This is a genomic window from Lysinibacillus pakistanensis, assembly GCF_030123245.1.
Classification (GTDB): Bacteria; Bacillota; Bacilli; order Bacillales_A; family Planococcaceae; genus Lysinibacillus; species Lysinibacillus pakistanensis.
Window position 1 is genome coordinate 1,887,227 of sequence record NZ_CP126101.1, and the last position, 18,321, is coordinate 1,905,547.

The window sequence follows — 18,321 nt, forward strand, 5'->3', positions numbered from 1 at the left end:
AAACATTTGTAGGTATTTTTTTCTTTAATTTTGTTAAAAAAAACAGATTCTATATTAACATAAAATAACATGAAGAGGCCTATCCAAAATTAGACTTTACTAACCTTACATTTTTCTTACATTACACACATCCTAGGGAGATTAAGTTACTAAATAGAATACACTATAGTTAGAAGAAGGGAAGGGGGATTTACTATGTCCAAAACAATATTAATAGTGGATGATGATCTCGATATTGTGAACTTGCTGAAATTATACTTGCATGTAGAAGGATATCGTACAGTGGAAGCATTTGATGGAAAATCGGCTTTTAATCAATTAAAAAACCACATTATTGACCTTGTTATTTTAGATATTATGATACCAATTATTGATGGCTATCAGTTGTTACAAATGATACGTCAAGAATACAAAATTCCAGTTATTTTACTGTCTGCTAAAAACCAGGACTATGATAAAATTACCGGACTAAAGTTAGGTGCGGATGATTATATCTCTAAACCATTTAGCCCTTTGGAGGTAATTGCTAGAATTCAAGCCCATTTGCGGAGATCGTATGAATTTAATAATGTAGTATCCTCTCAGTTGAACGCTCAAATAAGGGTAGGGGATTTATTTTTGTCCCAGCAGGAATGTGTGCTTTATATCAAAGAGAAAGCAATCTCTCTCAGTGCACGCGAATATCAATTATTAAAGCTCTTGATGAGTGAGCCTGGACGAGTTTTTACAAAAAAACAAATTTTCGAACGTGCCTGGAATGAGCATTATATTGCTGATGACAATGCAATAATGGTTCAAATTAGTAGACTTCGAGAAAAAATTGAGAAATGTCCACGGAATCCTATATTTATTAAAACGATTCGTGGGCTTGGATATCGATTTGCCAAGAAAGATGAGTTGATTCCATGAAATCACAGAATCGGCTACAGCGCGTATTGATTACTACATATATATACTTTTTCATAATTGTTGCACTAATTGCAGCCTTTTCATTGTTTGTATTAAACGAACAAATTGTAAATTATTTTTTGGAGGCAGGTCAATCTTCCAAGAGTACTATTGAAGGACAAGAAAAAAATGAACAAATCTTTTATAAAATACTCATGCAAACGCTACTTCTTTTTCTCTCTTTATTAATAATAGCAGTTTATATTTTTGGGAAGTGGACAGCGTCTAGACTTACCACTCCACTTCATTTAATCGCTGACGGCATACAAGATATAGCGCGGGGACAATACAATAAACGACTTAACTTTAACGCAAGTTACGAGCTTGCTCAAATTCAAAATGATTTTAACAAAATGGCTGAGCAACTGGAGAAAGTAGAAAAAGAAAACCAACGCTTAGAAGAAAACAAGCAACGAATGTTAGTGGACCTCTCTCATGATTTAAAGACTCCAATTACCACAGTTAGAGGCTATGTTGAAGCACTGGAATTAGGATTGATTAATGAAGAAGAGCGAAAACGGAGAATCTTAAGGTTAATCTCCAATAAAGTTGAACTGGTATCAGAACTTATCGACAATATTTTTGAATTATCCAAGTTAAATAGTTCTAATTATCCTGTTATGGTACAAAAAAATGATATAGCAGAATTTATGAGAGAAATTGCAATAGAATATTATGAACAATTTTCAGAAAAAAACATTATGTTTCAATGCACTATTCCTCAAGATGAAATTGATTATCCTTTTAACGCTACATTGTTATATCGAGCGATATCTAATATTCTCTCAAATGCATTAAAATATAATCCCGCAGGTACAACTGTACAATTGGAGCTATTATCAAAGGAAAATGGCATAGAAATTGTTATTCAGGATAATGGGATAGGTATTCCTCCAGCAATAGAAGAAAAAATATTTGAAGCTTTTGTCCGTGGTGATCAAACACGTAAAAGTGATGGAGGTACTGGATTAGGACTTGCGATTGCTAAACAAGTGATTGAAAAGCATGGGGGAGAGATTACGCTGACAACAAATGGTTGGACAAGCTTCAAACTTTTTTTGCCCCAAAAATGACCACAAAAAGAACAGGTTTATCTCCATTCAGCAGAAGACTCCTACCTCACAGGTGGTGAGATGAATGTAGTTTTGGTTCCTTCTCAGTCACGGATTTTCAAAGGAATGAATGGTGCCGGCACAATTCAAAATCCGGACGTAATTTCACCTTGGCGAAATTGATTGTAAGATAATTGAAAGAAAGGAGAAAGTCTCAAGAAAGAATCATCCTGTAATCTAAAATGGAATAGATTGTATGCAGGAGGAATCAAAAATTGAAGGTATTAAAAAAAGTGTGGGCTTATTTTGTCCAAAAATTTTTCAGAAAAATAAAGAATTACGAACCAATGTCATTAGGATGGAAGGGGGCTTCCATCGTTTTAGGTAGTGTCTCTTTTTTAATGATTTTGATTCAAGGAAAGTTCTTATTAGACCAGCGTAGTGTTTTTGATTTCGTGATTGGAATTTTGGTATTTATTTTTTCTGTGATCATTATCAGTGGGGTCCTTACCCTTTTGTTTCAGTTGCTAAAAAAGATACCTGGTCGTTATATTTGGGTACTTGTCACCTCGTTTGTTTTTCTTTTATTCAGCGTGATTATTCCTTTAGAAGTTGCTATTCCTTTAATTTTATGTATAGTAGCTTTTGTCTCTTTGTGGGGAGCATTACTATTTAAATGGATAAAGGGTAGCTATAGACATGCTAAAACTTCTAAAAAAGTAGGCGCTTCTTTGTTGCTAAGTATAATGACGATTGGTATGGTGGTTGGGGGCTATTGGCTGCTTCAATCAGGTGAAGTAAATTCCCCTGATTTCACTTTATCACAGCTTAAAGCTTCGAAGCATTATGATAATACTATGCTGAATAATCCGTCAAATCCAGGTAGCTATCGAGTAAATAAACTTACTTACGGTAGTCCACATACTTATCGGAAAGAATTTAATCAAAAGAACTCTTTGCAGACTGAAACTGTGGATGGCACGAATTATTTAGAAAATTGGTCCTCTGTTCGTACAAAAACACTAGGTTTTGGGCCGGATAAATTGCCATTAAATGGTCAGGTGTGGTATCCAGACGGACAGGGTGTTTTTCCACTAGTATTAATCGTGCACGGTAACCATCTAATGACGGATTATTCCGATCCAGGTTATGAGTATTTAGGAAAGCTTCTTGCGAGTAGAGGGTATATAGCTGTATCAGTAGATGAAAATTTTCTGAATTTCTCTCCATATGATGATTTATTTTTAATCAGTCCTCTTAAGAATGAAAATTCAGCGAGAGGTCTTATACTGCTGGAGCATTTACAGTTGTGGGAAGAATGGAATAAAAATAACAATAATCCATTTTATCAAAAGGTGGATATGGAGCAAATAGCGCTCATTGGTCATTCCAGAGGTGGAGAAGCTATTGCAATTGCAGCTGCCTTTAATGAAATGAATCACCCACCAAATAACGGTAATATTAAGTTTGATTATCATTTTTCTATCCGCTCCCTAGTTTCTATTGCAGGAACAGATGGACAATATTTACCTTCAGGAAAATCACTTCCATTAAAAAATATAAACTATTTGGCGCTTCAAGGAGCCCATGATATGGATGTCAATAGCTTTACTAGCTCCAATCAATATAACCGTATTTCTTATTCAGATAAAGAAGATTATATGAATGCTTCAGTCTACATTTATGGAGCTAATCATGGACAGTTTAATGAAAAATGGGGACGTGGAGATGGTGCGGGTACAGCGAATCAATTCTTTAATTTACAACAAATTATGCCACGTGAACAGCAGGAAACAGTTGCTAAAGTATTAATCTCCGCATTTTTGGATAGTACGTTAAAGGAAAAGAAAAACTATCAAAAGATATTTCAAGATTTAGGATATGCAAAAAAGTGGCTTCCTGACACACAGTACATTTCTAATTATTATGATTCGCAGACCTCTTATATTGCTACGTTTAATGAGGATATTGATCTTAATACAACCACTGTTCCAGGAGGAAAGTTGAATGGTGAAAATTTAAAGGAATGGAAAGAGGAAAAAGTCAAACTGAAGTTTACCGAGGCACAGTATAGTGCTGTGCAATTAGGGTGGGAATCTAATGATTTAACTTTCCCAGCCTCGTATACTTTAACACTACCTGATAGAGGGCTGGTGCTAGAGCAAAATAACTCCCTTGTATTTTCACTTGCTGCCATTGGGAAGGAAGGCAAGGAAAAAGAAGAAGAAGCACTGATTGATTTTACCATTACTGTAGAAGATAGTGAGGGGGAAAAAGCAAGTCTTCCTCTTAGCCATGTTGCCAAATTGCCACCTACTATAAAGGGGAATTTGCTGAAGAAACCTTTTTCGGATATAGGCCCAATTACTGAACCAGTATTTCAGTATTATAAATTCTTTTTAAATGATTTCCAAGAAATAAACTCTCAGTTTAATTCATCTAGGCTAGAAAAAATACATTTTCAGTTTAATTTAACAAAGCAGGGAAAGATTTTATTAAATAATATAGGTATAAGACATGAAACAAAATAATATCTATTTTTGCGTTTTCTATCTTACTTAGTTAAAACTCTGAACTTCTCTAATTTTAGAGAAGGAAACGATTAGCATGAAAAGAATACTAGCTATTCAATAAGGGGATTAATCCAATTTGTATGGATTGATACCCTTTTTAATTTTGTAACAATAACGATAACTTAATTATTTTAGAATAAAGGTGCTTTTTATTTAAACGTAAAAGAGTTTAAAAATTTAATCATATGGATAAACTATTAAAAATTTAATTTGGGGTGGAAAGTTTGGCTATATCTAATATGTACGAAGAAAAAAAACATAAACATGAAAACCGTTATCAATATGGACAACAAAATCTGTGGACAGGCTTATTATTTGGTTTGGGTGTAGTAGCATTTATAGATGAGGTAATCTTTCATCAATTATTGCATTGGCACCATTTCTATGATAAATCTACAGCTAATATTGGATTAGTTTCTGATGGTTTATTCCATGCCTTTAGCTTTTTTGCAACAATAGGATCTGCTTTTTTACTCGCGGATCTTCATCGAAATCATGGTTTTTGGGTGAAAAGATGGCTTGGAGGTATTTTTCTGGGTGCAGGGGTGTTTCAACTATATGATGGCATTATTCAACACAAGTTCATGAGACTGCATCAAATCCGTTATAATGTTGAAATTCTACCCTATGATTTAGTTTGGAATGTACTAGCAGCAATTCTAATCATTATTGGCATAGTTTTACTCATACAAACTAACCACCAAAAGTACTAGGAGGTTTATAATTTGCATTCTCATGAATCTCATATCCAAAATTTCTCGATTCTCATGCAACTGATATTAGTTTTACCATTTCTCATTTCTCTTATCTCCTACATTGTTGCTGTTTATTATTCTAATCAGCATAAAAAAAGTTGGTCTCATTTACGCACAGTGAGTTGGATACTTGGGCATTTATGTGCCATCATCACATTAATCGGTCCATTTGCAGAGCTAACACACATAAATTTTTCAGCACATATGGTTGGTCACTTATTGCTTGGGATGCTAGCTCCACTATTAATTGCTCTAGCGGCTCCAGTGACTTTACTTTTAAGAACAATTCCAGTAAAAAAGGCTCGTATCATTTCCCATATATTGCGAAATTCTTACTTTAGCTTTGTCCGAAATCCAATCATAGCATCTATTTTAAATATAGGTGGTCTATGGTTACTCTATACTACACCGCTCTTTAACATGATGCATGAAAGCTCACTTTTATTTATTTTAATCCATGTTCATATTTTTCTAGCTGGCTATTTATTTACCATTGCTTTTATCTATATCGATCCAACTCCTCATCAGCAATCTTATATCTTTCGTTCAATCGTTTTATTAGTAGCATTAACAGCTCATTCAATATTATCCAAATATATTTATGCTCATCCCCCTAGTCATGTACCTACCGAACAGGCAGAACTTGGGGCAATGATAATGTATTATGGTGGAGATGCGATTGAAATTGGTCTCGTTTATTTACTATTTTACCAATGGTTTAAAAAAACAAGAGGTTCTTTATCAGCAAAGTACCTACCATCTAGCTTAAATTAGATAATAAAAAGATCCCTAGTGAGATTGTTAGGTTCTTATAAAAGATAACTCTCGCTTGGAATTGTTTGTTTCATAACATCTGTAATCATTCTTTGTTTATGATAAGTTTCTAGGCATTTATATCTAACTGAACATTGAAGTATCATTTTTAAGATTGTTTAGTTGTACCCATTAGTTTTCATAAGACTGTCCCTTTTTATAAAAATAGCCCTATTGTAGACTGTTTTTAACCGATTAGACACTTTAAAGGAGATAAAATACTAATGGAACCAGCAGCAATTCGAATGTCAAAAAGAGCCTGTACAGATGAAAGACAAATCAATGATTTTTTAGAAAATGCTCATACTGCTTTTCTTGGACTAGTTGATGATAACATGCCATATGTTATACCATTAAATTTTGTATATAAGGATGGAATTTTTTATTTTCATGGGGCAAATAAAGGAAAGAAAATAGACATCATGAATAGTAATGTGAATGCATGTATGACAATTAGTGATAATTATGGCACAATGGTAGATCCAACTCCTGCCAAAACGGATACAGCTTACATGAGTGTCATTGCAAATGGTAAAGTAGAAATTGTCACTGATTTAGATGAAGCAACTGTTGCCATGCAAAGTATGCTGGATAAATATGTACCAAACTATTATAAAGCCCCTTTATCGAAAACTCATATTGATAAATACCAATCATCCTTAGGAAGTAAAACGGTTATTTTTAAAATAAAGCCACTAAATTTGACCGCAAAGGAACACCGATTAAATGAACAACTAAAATTTTATCCGGGAAGATTCGTTACACAGGATTTGAGGTAATTATTTAAAGTCTATAACAAATTGTTTAGATAATGCCCTGATAGAAAGCTTATTTGGCATAATGAAATCAGAATTTCTGTATACCACTACGTTTAAAAACTATGAAGAATTCAAAAAAGCGTTAGCAGACTATATCTACTATTACAATCATGAACGGATAAAAATAAAACTCAACGGAAAAAGTCCAGTTGAGTTTCGAAAGGTTTCTTAAAAAGTTCAAACTTTTGGGGTCAGATTATAGAGAGACAGACGAGAAACTGAGACCAACACGAGGGTGGTCACGAAGGCGTTGTCACAGGACGTGACGCACTTAGCCTTCGTTCCTCCAGCGAAGGAAGCGGCTCGTCGCTCGCCCACTGAAGCTTTGCTCTGTGCGAAAGCGAAGCGACAGCAACAAATGTTTTAACTGTGCGAAAGCGAAGCGACAGCAACAAATGTTTTAACTGTACGAAAGCGAAGCGACAGCAACAAATGTTTTAACTGTGCGAAAGCGAAGCGACAGCAACAAATGTTTTAACTGTGCGAAAGCGAAGCGACAGCAACAAATGTTTTAACTGTGCGAAAGCGAAGCGACAGCAACAAATGTTTTAACTGTGCGAAAGCGAAGCGACAACAACAAATGTTTTAACTGTGCGAAAGCGAAGCGACAGCAACAAATGTTTTAACTGTGCGAAAGCGAAGCGACAGCAACAAATGTTTTAACTGTGCGAAAGCGAAGCGACAGCAACAAAGCGAGTAGCCTGGAACGGAAATCAGCTTTATTTTGACTAAATATTCACAATGAGTCCCTTGACCATTTAGTTTTTCAACACTATGGCACATCCTATCTTTTTAATAAAGAAAAGGATGTGCTTTTCTATTCTTACATAGTAAGCCCGTATTCAAATAACGCATATAAATAACCAGGCACCTCCGGTACGATAGACGTATCAATTAAAGGGGGTGCTTCTTTATGTCAACTACTAAACTAACAATCGTCCCTGTGACACTGGATCCCATCACGGACAAGTATTCTTTTATCAATTCAACGCAAGTTTCCTCTGAACCAAGCTGTATCATTAAAACAATTGATATTGAAATCTCCTTCTTCAATGGCGTAGATGAGCGCATCATCCAAATGATCATGAAGGAGCTGAATAAACAATGAAGCATGATTTTACGAGTGTGCAAAACATCTATATCATCTGTGGCAAGACGGATATGCGAAAAGGCATTGATGGTCTCGCTACACTTATTCAGGATTCTTTTGAACTGGACCCCTATAGCGATTCCATTTTCTTATTTTCTGGAACGAGCAAAGACCGTTATAAATGTTTGTACTTTGATGGAGATGGCTTCGCTATGCTTTATAAACGATTAGATAATGGGAAACTGCAATGGCCAAAAGATGAAAAGGAAGTGCGTAACCTTTCTCAACAGGAGCTTCGCTGGCTCTTAGAAGGATTATCGCTTCAGCAGCCAAAGGCAATTTCGAAATCTGCAACAGGTGTCTTTTAAATCGATTCACCTAAGTGGTATAATCATCCATAACTTATACTAAACGAAATGTGGTGAATGATTTGACTAATGCTTCTCCTAAGCAAGAAAACCAAAATGAACGATTAATTCGAATGCTTGAGCAACAATTAGCTCAGTCAAATCGACAAATCGAAGCATTGACTGAACAAGTTCGCCAATTAACCAAGGCTTTATATGGTTCAAAATCGGAAAAATCAAAGTATCAAGCACCAGACGGACAAGGCTCTTTATTCGATGACGATCCGTCTTTTAGCGAATCTGAGCAGACAGAAGAACAAAGCACGCCAACTGTTACGTATATCGTTGAGCGTAAACTACATAAGAAAAAACGGAATGATTCTTTTCATGATGGGATTGAAATAGAAAAAATTCACCATCATCCCACCAATACACAATGCGACTGTTGCCTTGGCCAAATGACTGAAGCCGGTACAACTATAGCGCGTGAAGAAGCAAAATTCATTCCAGCAATAATGATGCGCATCCAGCATATTGAACATGCCTACGAGTGCAAGCACTGTAAAATGGATGCCACACAAAAAGCACAAATGAAACGTGGAAAAGCCCCACAAGCTGCCATTCAGCGAAGCATTGCGGGACCTACCGTTCTAGCAAAACTCATCTATGATAAGTTCATCCAATACTTGCCTCTTTACCGTCAGGTAAAGGAGTGGGAACGATACGGCCTGCTTACGAATGATAAGAACTTATCAAACTGGGTGATCCGTTCAGCTGAAGATTGGCTTCTACCGGTTTATGAACAGATGAAGCAGACATTAACAGCAAAATCTGTTCTACATGTGGATGAAACCTATGCGCAAATAATCAAACGTTCAGACGGAAAATCCGGTCAATCGAATGCCTACAATTGGGTGTTCCGCAGCGTGCCAAGCCAAGGACCGATTATCGTTCTTTTTCATAGTGCATTATCGAGAAGTCGTTCTATACTAATAGAATTTACAAAAGGCTTTAAAGGAACGGTGATTTGTGATGGCTACTCGGCATACGGCAATCTTCCTGATGTCACGTTCGCTAACTGTTGGGCGCATGTGCGACGATATTGGCTAAAAGCCGATAGCAAAAACGGGCAAATTGGCGTGGATTTCTGTGACCAACTGTATCGCCTAGAACGTCAATTTAAGCATCTTCCACCAGGTAAACGCCGAAAATCACGGCAAAAATATTCAAAGCCGATTGTAGAGAAATTCTTAAAATGGTGGATGAATCGCCTTTCTTCGGAAAAAATGCCTTAGCTAAAGCTGCCGAATACACATTAAATCGAATACATGGATTAAAAGCTTTTCTGTTCGATGGCCGAATTGAGATGGATAATAATCCAGCTGAAAATGCGATTCGCCCAAATGTGATTGGTCGCAAGAACTGGCTATTTTCTGTTAGTGAAGCTGGTGCTAAAGCAAATGCCATCTGTTTGAGTTTAGCAGAAACAGCCAAAACAAACGGCATTGATTTTTATCAGTACCTTGTGAAGCTATTAACGGAGCTACCAAATTTACCGATTCAACAACAGCCAGAGATCTTACAAGATTACATGCCTTGGTCAAAAAATATCCAAGCCACATGTTCAAAATAGCCAGCTATCTGAAAAAAACTCAGATAGCTGGCCATTCGTCGTGCGTACCGAGAAGGTGCGCTTATTTTTGTATTTCGGGCTTACCTTACATATCTCAATATATTACTTTCCAATTAAGATCTCCTTCTCAAACCTGTGATGCTAAAACAGTCGCGGTTTAGCAATATTAAATCTGCAATATCAGAAACCTCCTCGCCTTACTTTCTGGCAAGATTCTCTTAGTAAAATCTGATTTATGGATTGCATCATTGCTGTATTTTTGGACATTTATCTTCAATCCAAAGGCTGATAGACTTACAGAATACTTGATTAGGAGTGATAACAATGATGGATGTACGCTACAAAATTAGAGAAGTATTAGATATGAACAAGATCGATGCATTTTTAAAGCATGCTCGTATTGGGCATCTTGGAATGGTTGATGGCCAGCAACCGTATGTAGTTCCGCTGAATTTTGTTTGGTCGAATGGAAATATTTATTTTCATGGTGCTGGTGGTGGGCGAAGAAATAAAGTGATTCATGAGAATTCGGAAGTTTGTTTTACTGTATGTGAGGAATATGGAACAATCACTAATCCTGTACCTGCCAAAACAGATACGGCATATATGAGTGTCATGATTTTTGGCGAGGCAAAGCCTGTTGTCAATTTAGATGAAGCTACATATATGCTGCAAGAGATGATTGATAAATATGTACCTGGGTACTATAAACGCCCATTGTCCAAACAACATGTAGAGAAATACCAATCTGCAGTATTTGGTGGTTCTGTACAAGTCTACAGAATTGATCCAAAACATATAAGCGCAAAAGAAAATCCGATTGAGGAAGGGAAAATGTTCCAAACTGAATAAATAAGAATGGAAAATTAAAAGTTCAAAAAGAAAGGAATTTGCAAATGAGATATTTAGAGCAGCAAGACAGGGCGATAAGTAATGCCATCCAGCAAGAGCTTTCACGACAACGGGATAACATCGAGTTAATTGCCTCAGAGAATTTTGTCAGTCAGGCGGTTATGGAGGCATCTGGGACAATACTTACCAATAAGTACGCAGAGGGGTATCCAGGGCGTAGATTTTACGCAGGCTGTGAGCATGTAGATATTGTTGAAGAGCTTGCCATTCAGCGTGTGAAAGAGCTGTTTGGTGCTGAACATGCGAATGTACAGCCACATTCTGGGGCACAGGCCAATATGGCGGTTTATTATGCTTCTGTCAAATCAGGAGATACAATCTTGGGCATGGATTTATCGCATGGGGGACATCTCACACATGGTAGTCCCGTGAATTTTTCAGGAAAATTCTATAATTTTGTTCCTTATGGTGTAGATAAAGAAACAGGGCGAATTGATTTTGATCATGTCCGAAAGCTAGCTCATCAGCATAGACCGCGTATGATTGTTGCTGGTGCCAGTGCCTATCCAAGAATGATTGATTTTGAGTTATTCGCTCAAATTGCGAACGAGGTTGGTGCCCTTTTCTTTGTGGATATGGCACATATTGCAGGGATTGTCGCTGCTGGGCTACATCCTAATCCTTTACCACATGCTCATTTTGTAACCACGACTACCCATAAAACGTTACGTGGACCAAGAGGGGGTATTGTTATGTGCCGTAAATCTTGGGCACAAGCAATTGATAAAGCTATTTTCCCGGGATTACAGGGGGGGCCTCTTATGCATATCGTCGCCGCAAAAGCCATTGCGTTTGGAGAGGCACTAAATCCAGATTTTAAGAGATATATCAAGAACGTACTGGAAAATGCCAAAGTATTAGCGGATACATTTATAAGTGAAGGATTAACCGTTGTCTCAGGAGGAACAGATAATCATATTATCTTACTTGATTTGCGTACGGTTGGGCTTACTGGTAAAGAAGCTGAAGCAATACTCGATGAAGTGGGCATTACAGCAAATAAAAATACTATCCCTCATGATACAGCCAATCCATTAGTTACTAGTGGGATTCGATTTGGTACGCCTGCAATTACAACTAGGGGATTGGGGCCAAAGGAAATGAAGGAAATTGCTCAATTTATTGCACTGGCCCTAAAAAATCCTAAGAATACAACGGTTAAAAATCAAATATTGGATAGTGTGAGAGAAATCACATCTCAATTTCCTTTATATGAAGGACTTAATTAAAAAATAGGCTGAGGAATAATATATGAATATTTCAAATATGCAAAGATATGTTAGACAATTTAGTGAGGAAAAAGGATTTACTGTCAATACAATTCAAACTAGAATGCTATATTTAGTTACTGAGATTGGAGAGTTAGCTCAAGAAATTTTAAGTATTTCCTTTCAACCAACAGAGGAGAAGGTCCGACTAACAAAAGAAAATATTGGCTTGGAGATGTATGACGTAATTTTTAATGTAGTAGATCTAGCCAATCAATTAGATATTGATCTAGAGGAAGCATTTCAAAAAAAGATGGAGATCAATAAGTACAGAACTTGGTTTGAATAAAGCTATATAATCTAAAAGCCACTACCCCTAATCGCACTAGAGGTGGTGGCTATTTTGTTTAGGAGTCGTTTATAAAGGATTTATGGATTGTCAAAAAATATATTTATGGATGTTTTTGTGCAATCCATAATAAGGTATGCTTAGTGCATTCATTACAAAATAAAAGCAAAGGGAGGAAACAATATGGTTCATTTAGTTGAGGACAATCTTACAACTGTGAGGAAGCAGATGGCATTAGCTTGCCAAGCCGTGGGTCGTAAGAATGAAGAGGTCAAATTGTTACTGGCAACAAAAACGGTTCCCCTTGAAAAATTAAAGATTGCTATGGAGGCAGGTGAAATGTTGTTTGGTGAAAATAAAGCACAAGAACTTCGAGACAAATTTCCACTTATGGAACAACATAACCAAGTAGAATGGCACTTTATCGGGCATTTGCAAACGAATAAAGTTAAATATGTTGTGAAGTATGTAACCTTGATTCATTCTGTTGATCGTTTGAAATTAGGACAGGCATTACATAATCAGCTTGTGAAAGAGAATAAAACGATGGATATTTTGGTACAGGTGAATACATCTCGTGAAACAAGTAAATTTGGTGTTTCACCAGAATTAGCATTGGAGCTAGTGGAACAATTATCCCAATTTGAAACATTGAATATAAAGGGGCTAATGACGATTGGAAAATTGAATGCCACAAATAATGAAACTAGGCATTGCTTCCAATTACTAAAGCAACTTCAAACCCAAATACGTGCAAAAGAAATTCCTCGTGTTGAGATGGATATTTTATCAATGGGCATGTCTGGTGATTTCACTGTTGCCATTGAGGAGGGTGCTACGATCATAAGAGTAGGGACCAAAGTGTTTGGGCAACGCTATTTGCCAGATGAATACTATTGGAATGAAAATAAGTTACATGATGATTAAAAGAGGGGGAAAAGTCTTGAACGAAACACAAAATTCATGGCGTGTTCATGATTTACTATCACCTACCATAGCTGCTTTTATATCTGTCATTGTCAACTACGGGGGTACTTTTATTCTTGTCTTTCAGGCTGCTAAGGTTGCTGGTCTTAGTCCAGAAATGACTGCATCTTGGATATGGTCAATTTCTATCGGGGTTGGAATAACTGGCATATGGTTAAGTTACCGCTACCGCGAACCAATTATTACAGCTTGGTCAACACCTGGTGTAGCATTTCTTGTTTCAGCATTGGCAGTTACCCCCTATGCGGAAGCGATAGGGGCTTATATGATTTCTGCTATGGGATTTATTATTTTAGGATTAACAGGAATGTTCGAGCGTTTTGTCCGGCTTATTCCACCAGGCATTGCTTCTGGACTTCTTGCCGGTATATTATTACAGTTTGGTATTTCAGCATTTGGCGGAGCAAAAGTTGATCCTTTGCTTGTCATTATTCTATTTATTACGTATGTCATTTTAAGAAGATTTACATCTAGATATGCAATCGTAGGCATTTTGCTTACAGGATTAATTTATTTGATAAGTATGGGTCAGGCAGACTTTGGCAATATCAAATTAGCCCTTGCATCACCAGTATTTGTTGCACCAGAGTTTTCGCTTCATGCCTTATTAGGGGTTGCGCTGCCACTTTTTATTATTACTTTGACTGGTCAATATATGCCAGGGATGTTAGTACTGCGAAATGACGGATTTAAAACGAGCGCAAATCCAATTTTGATCATTACAGGATTAGGCTCACTCCTAACAGCTCCATTTGGCTCTCACGCCTTTAATATAGCAGCTATTACCGCCGCAATTTGTACTGGAAAAGACGCTCACGAAGATTCAAGGAAACGTTATATTGCTGGTATCATCTGTGGTATTTTTTATATAATTGTTGGTATTTTTGGCGTCACTTTGGCTGCTTTGTTTTTAATTCTCCCTGCAACATTTATTGCTACACTAGCGGGCTTAGCATTGCTCGGTACAATAGGGAGTAGCCTTGCAAATGCCTTGATAAATCCCGAAGGACGTGAAACAGCACTAATTACATTTTTGGCTACAGCCGCAAATGTTACATTACTTGGAGTAGGAGGTGCGTTCTGGGGACTTGTAGCAGGGTTAGGCGCTCATTTATTGACAAATGGTCAGTTGCTAAAGAAACAACAAAATACGAATAGTGTGCAACAAACTAAATAATAAGAGACTTAATATAGGCCACCATCTAAAATAAAGTAAGATGGTGGCCTTCAATTATAATAAGATCTTTGCCAATCGACTAATCCCTTCTTCAATCGCTGCCTCGTCTATTTTAGCAAATCCTAGTACCCATCCTTTACGATTGCTTTCCAAACAATATTTGCTAAGTGGATAAACACGGACTCCTTGTGTCAACGCTAGATTTGTCAGTTCCTCTTCTTCAAATGATTCTTTGGCTTCGAGAAGCATATGAAGACCGGTTTCAATACCGCTTAATTTAAAATGTTTACCGAGACCTGTTGCCATAATGGCCTTTGTCATAGCCTCATGTCTTCTGCGATAGACATTTCTAGCTCTCCTCATATGACGCATAAAATGACCATGTTCAATAAAATGGGAAAGCGTTAGTTGCTCCATAATTGGAAGATGGCGATAGGTTAAAGCTTGTACCTGTGCAAGCTGGCGAATAGCGTTTTTGGGGCCAACAACTGCAGAAATTCGTATACCAGGAGCCACCATTTTTGAAAAACTCATCATATACAATGTATGTTGGGGCTGCTGACTAAATAAAGTAGGAAGTGGGCCACCGCGATACCTAAATTCACCATCATAATCATCTTCTACAATCCAAAATTGCTTTTGGGCAGCCAGTTGTAGCAATTGCTGTCTGCGAGGTTCTGACAAAATAACGCCGACTGCACACTGATGGGAAGGTGTAACAAAAGTAAGTTTTGATTGTGGATGAATGTGCTCAACTTGTAAGCCGTACTCGTCAACAGGAACAGGGACAACGTTCATACGCCGATATTTCATTGTCATCCATGCAGCGGGAAATCCAGGGTCTTCAACAGAAACTGTTTCGCCTTCATGTAAAAGCGCCTGAGCAATTAAATCGATACTATGCTGTGCTCCTGAAGTTAAGATAATTTGATCAATATCAACATGAACTCCTCTTTCAAATGTCAAATATCGTTGAATCTGTTCACGTAGTGGTGTATAGCCATACGGATTGCCATATCCCCATGTATCTAATTCTGCAACCGCTGATGCCTGTAAAAAAGACTGCCTCCAAATTTTCCGAAAATGCTCGTCCAAGTATGGCTCATGGGGACAAAAATCAATTTCAATATGTTGCTGTTCTGAACCTCTAAACCAATTGTTCAATTGATTAACAGCTGTGCTTATGTAAGGTATTTCTGGTGTGGATGGTCCTTGATGCATAGATTCTTCCTGTGTGCCAGCTTGATAGCCCCATTCACTTACCCTTGTTCCACCACGCCAATTTGTAACCGTGTATCCGCGGCTGAATAACTCCTCATATACAATTTGGATGGTTGAGCGTGAAACACCAACTAATAAGGCAAGCTCTCTAGTTGGGGGTAGTAGCTCTCCAGGCGGCCATTTTCCTGTTGTAATATTATGAATGGCTTGGTCAAGCAATTGCTGCCATATAGGACTCTTATCCTCTCGATTAACTTTTAACATTTCATCCACTTCCAATCTATAAATCAATTTTGCCTTGGCGTAATTGTTGCTGTCGCTTTGCTTTCGCTACAGAAAACATTTGTAGTTGCCGCTTTGCTTTCGCTACAGTAAAGAATTGTTGCTGTCGCTGCGCTTTCGCACAATAAAGATCTGCTGAATGAAGATAAATATTATTAATATGGACTGTTGAATTGTATGATAAAGTTATATAAAATACATGCCATAATTTGAATGCTATCATAAAAAGCTGTTTTTTTGCAATGAACCAAAAATAAACTTTTTCCTATTTATATGTTTTATTATTAGATAAACAAATCTTGGGCCTAATCATACATCCATAACTAGAGTCCTTTGAAATTGTGTGTTACTATAAAATACAACAATTTAATCATTATTTTAGGAATATATGGTAATCTAATCACGATAATTGCTGATCAAAGGCTAAAAAATAAAATGTTGCTTAGATTGATATTACAATTTACAGGCAGAAAATGAGTGAAATATATGTCATACGAAAACAAAATCCTACAAATGAAAAAAATGCTTGGTAAAAAAACTACGACACCAGTCAAACAAGAGAAGCCTGCCACATATCAAAAGCCTGAGACCCCTAGCTATACAGAGCGATGGAAAAGGGCTGGGTTGACAGTTGTAGAAAATGATTTTGGTATTGTTTTTAAACGGCAGGTGTATTATCCGTTTCATTATCAACATGGGAATTATAAGTTGCAGTCATTTTTCGAGGCACTAGCCAAATGGCAAGAGGCAAAATTTGAACATCCCTATGCACTTGATAGCAATGAACAGGTATTATTTTTCGATACGGAAACGACAGGCTTAAAGGGAGTAGGTACACAAATTTTTCTTCTCGGTTTTTTAGAGGTGTCAGATGAAAGCTTTATTTTAACGCAATACCTACTTGCAGATCCAGCACACGAAGCAGCATTACTTTTTGAATCAAAACTTTGGAAAAAAACAGCAACGGTCATTACCTACAATGGTAAAAGCTTTGACTGGCCACAGCTTGAAACGCGTTGGACGCTCCACCAAAAAGAACTACCTAAATTACGTTCACAACGACAAATCGATTTGTTGCATAGTTCGAAGCGTTTATGGAAAAATGATATGGAACGGATGAAGTTAAAATCGGTGGAAGAGGAGAAGCTTGGCTTTTCACGGATTGCGGATATTCCAGGCTATCTCGCACCTATTATTTATTTAGATGCTATTAAAAGTGGTATGCCTGATGCACTGATGAAAGTACTGCTTCATAATGAGTGGGATTTACTTTCACTAATTACACTCTATTCTCACTCCACAAACTTGTTGTTTGAGGAGTCGAATGATGAATCTGCCAATACCTTCACCAATATTGGGAAATGGTATGCAGATTTAAAGGAGAGCACTCAAAGTGTGAGGATACTGGAAAAGGTAACTTCGCAATTTGATGCACTTGAAGCAGGACATGCTCAATATTATTTGGCCTTACAACACAAAAGAAATAAAAAGTTTAATGAAGCTATTGATGCCTTTGTTGCTTCTCTTCATTTCATTGATTCACGAAAAAAGTTGCATGCCTTAGAACAGCTAGCCATAATCTATGAGCATCAGATAAAAGATTACGCACAGGCCCTTTATTATACGCAGGAAGGTATACAATTAATAAAAAGGGATGAGAAATGGAGAGTAGAACAAAAACAGAAATGGGAAATTTCTTGGGAAAAGAGATTATATCGATTAGGAAATAAGAAATAATTTCCCGGGTAAGCGCAAGAAACGACAAGTTTAGCCTTACAATTGGTGTTTTCAGGCGATATAATGTGGTGAAGTATGCTATAATGATTTCGTGTATGTAGTGTGAGGAAGGGCGATGTGAATGGACATTAAATTAACGTCAAAAATGATCCTTGAAAAGGAATTTAAGAAAAATTTTAAAGGCTACAATGTAGAAGAAGTCGATTCATTTCTTGATGAAATTATTCAAGATTATGAAACTTTTGAAAAAGTGGTGGCCCAACTACGTGAAGAGAACAGACAGCTTAGAGAAGAAATTGATAGTACTCCTAAAAGACAACCAGTTGCATCGACAGCTGGTACGACAAACTTTGATATTTTAAAACGTCTTTCGAATTTGGAAAAACATGTATTTGGCAGTAAGTTATACGAATAATTTT

At 36.9% G+C, this 18,321-nt stretch carries 17 protein-coding genes and 2 pseudogenes; 17 read left to right on the forward strand and 2 right to left on the reverse strand.

Annotated elements, in window-relative coordinates; genetic code table 11:
- Nucleotides 1-195 precede the first annotated feature (195 nt).
- The 15 genes and pseudogenes from QNH24_RS08965 (at nt 196) to QNH24_RS09040 (ending at nt 14,662) form a co-directional block, all read left to right on the forward strand.
- Nucleotides 196-909, forward strand: coding sequence for a response regulator transcription factor (locus tag QNH24_RS08965; RefSeq protein ID WP_283871700.1), 714 nt, complete (start codon nt 196-198; stop codon nt 907-909).
- Nucleotides 906-2,021 (forward strand): sensor histidine kinase, encoded by a 1,116-nt coding sequence (locus QNH24_RS08970; RefSeq protein ID WP_283871701.1) that lies wholly within the window; start codon nt 906-908, stop codon nt 2,019-2,021. The genes QNH24_RS08965 and QNH24_RS08970 overlap by 4 nt, the downstream gene beginning before the upstream one ends.
- 254 nt (nt 2,022-2,275) lie before the next feature.
- Entirely contained in the window at nt 2,276-4,531 is a 2,256-nt protein-coding gene (locus tag QNH24_RS08975) for a poly(ethylene terephthalate) hydrolase family protein (protein ID WP_283871702.1), read from the forward strand.
- Between the two features lie 281 nt (nt 4,532-4,812).
- Nucleotides 4,813-5,286, forward strand: coding sequence for a DUF2243 domain-containing protein (locus tag QNH24_RS08980; RefSeq protein WP_283872779.1), 474 nt, complete (start codon nt 4,813-4,815; stop codon nt 5,284-5,286).
- Nucleotides 5,287-5,298: 12 nt separating this feature from the next.
- Nucleotides 5,299-6,102, forward strand: coding sequence for a cytochrome c oxidase assembly protein (locus tag QNH24_RS08985; RefSeq protein WP_283871703.1), 804 nt, complete (start codon nt 5,299-5,301; stop codon nt 6,100-6,102).
- A gap of 263 nt (nt 6,103-6,365) precedes the next feature.
- Nucleotides 6,366-6,920: a pyridoxamine 5'-phosphate oxidase family protein gene (locus tag QNH24_RS08990; protein ID WP_283871704.1), complete on the forward strand. Its 555-nt coding sequence runs from the start codon at nt 6,366-6,368 to the stop codon at nt 6,918-6,920.
- Between the two features lie 19 nt (nt 6,921-6,939).
- Nucleotides 6,940-7,131: pseudogene (locus QNH24_RS08995) on the forward strand (IS3 family transposase); the annotation flags it as partial.
- Between the two features lie 741 nt (nt 7,132-7,872).
- The gene (locus QNH24_RS09000; protein WP_283870409.1) at nt 7,873-8,067 is read left to right on the forward strand and encodes a hypothetical protein; all 195 of its coding nucleotides are present in this window, start codon (nt 7,873-7,875) and stop codon (nt 8,065-8,067) included.
- On the forward strand, nt 8,064-8,417 hold the full coding sequence (gene tnpB / locus QNH24_RS09005; RefSeq protein WP_283870410.1) for an IS66 family insertion sequence element accessory protein TnpB: 354 nt from the start codon (nt 8,064-8,066) through the stop codon (nt 8,415-8,417). The genes QNH24_RS09000 and tnpB overlap by 4 nt, the downstream gene beginning before the upstream one ends.
- A gap of 113 nt (nt 8,418-8,530) precedes the next feature.
- Nucleotides 8,531-10,029: pseudogene (tnpC, locus tag QNH24_RS09010) on the forward strand (IS66 family transposase).
- Nucleotides 10,030-10,353: 324 nt separating this feature from the next.
- A complete protein-coding gene (locus QNH24_RS09020) occupies nt 10,354-10,881 on the forward strand; it encodes a pyridoxamine 5'-phosphate oxidase family protein (protein ID WP_283871705.1) in 528 nt (175 codons plus the stop codon).
- A gap of 44 nt (nt 10,882-10,925) precedes the next feature.
- On the forward strand, nt 10,926-12,170 hold the full coding sequence (locus QNH24_RS09025) for a serine hydroxymethyltransferase (protein WP_283871706.1): 1,245 nt from the start codon (nt 10,926-10,928) through the stop codon (nt 12,168-12,170).
- Between the two features lie 22 nt (nt 12,171-12,192).
- A complete protein-coding gene (locus tag QNH24_RS09030) occupies nt 12,193-12,498 on the forward strand; it encodes a MazG nucleotide pyrophosphohydrolase domain-containing protein (RefSeq protein WP_283871707.1) in 306 nt (101 codons plus the stop codon).
- A 183-nt stretch (nt 12,499-12,681) separates the two neighbouring features.
- Entirely contained in the window at nt 12,682-13,425 is a 744-nt protein-coding gene (locus QNH24_RS09035; protein WP_283871708.1) for a YggS family pyridoxal phosphate-dependent enzyme, read from the forward strand.
- 16 nt (nt 13,426-13,441) lie between these two features.
- Nucleotides 13,442-14,662: a benzoate/H(+) symporter BenE family transporter gene (locus tag QNH24_RS09040; RefSeq protein ID WP_283871709.1), complete on the forward strand. Its 1,221-nt coding sequence runs from the start codon at nt 13,442-13,444 to the stop codon at nt 14,660-14,662.
- Between the two features lie 54 nt (nt 14,663-14,716).
- Here the strand turns inward: QNH24_RS09040 and pdxR are convergent, their stop codons facing one another.
- Together pdxR and QNH24_RS09050 are read right to left on the reverse strand one after the other, a co-directional pair.
- Entirely contained in the window at nt 14,717-16,147 is a 1,431-nt protein-coding gene (gene pdxR, locus QNH24_RS09045; RefSeq protein WP_283871710.1) for a MocR-like pyridoxine biosynthesis transcription factor PdxR, read from the reverse strand.
- Nucleotides 16,148-16,163: 16 nt separating this feature from the next.
- Complete coding sequence (locus QNH24_RS09050; protein ID WP_283871711.1) at nt 16,164-16,388, reverse strand: hypothetical protein; 225 nt, start codon at nt 16,386-16,388, stop codon at nt 16,164-16,166.
- A 263-nt stretch (nt 16,389-16,651) separates the two neighbouring features.
- On the opposite strand from QNH24_RS09050, the gene QNH24_RS09055 reads away from it, so the two are divergent.
- Both QNH24_RS09055 and gpsB read left to right on the forward strand, forming a co-directional pair.
- The gene (locus QNH24_RS09055; protein WP_283871712.1) at nt 16,652-17,902 is read left to right on the forward strand and encodes a ribonuclease H-like domain-containing protein; all 1,251 of its coding nucleotides are present in this window, start codon (nt 16,652-16,654) and stop codon (nt 17,900-17,902) included.
- A 121-nt stretch (nt 17,903-18,023) separates the two neighbouring features.
- On the forward strand, nt 18,024-18,317 hold the full coding sequence (gpsB, locus tag QNH24_RS09060) for a cell division regulator GpsB (RefSeq protein ID WP_054770397.1): 294 nt from the start codon (nt 18,024-18,026) through the stop codon (nt 18,315-18,317).
- Nucleotides 18,318-18,321 lie beyond the last annotated feature (4 nt).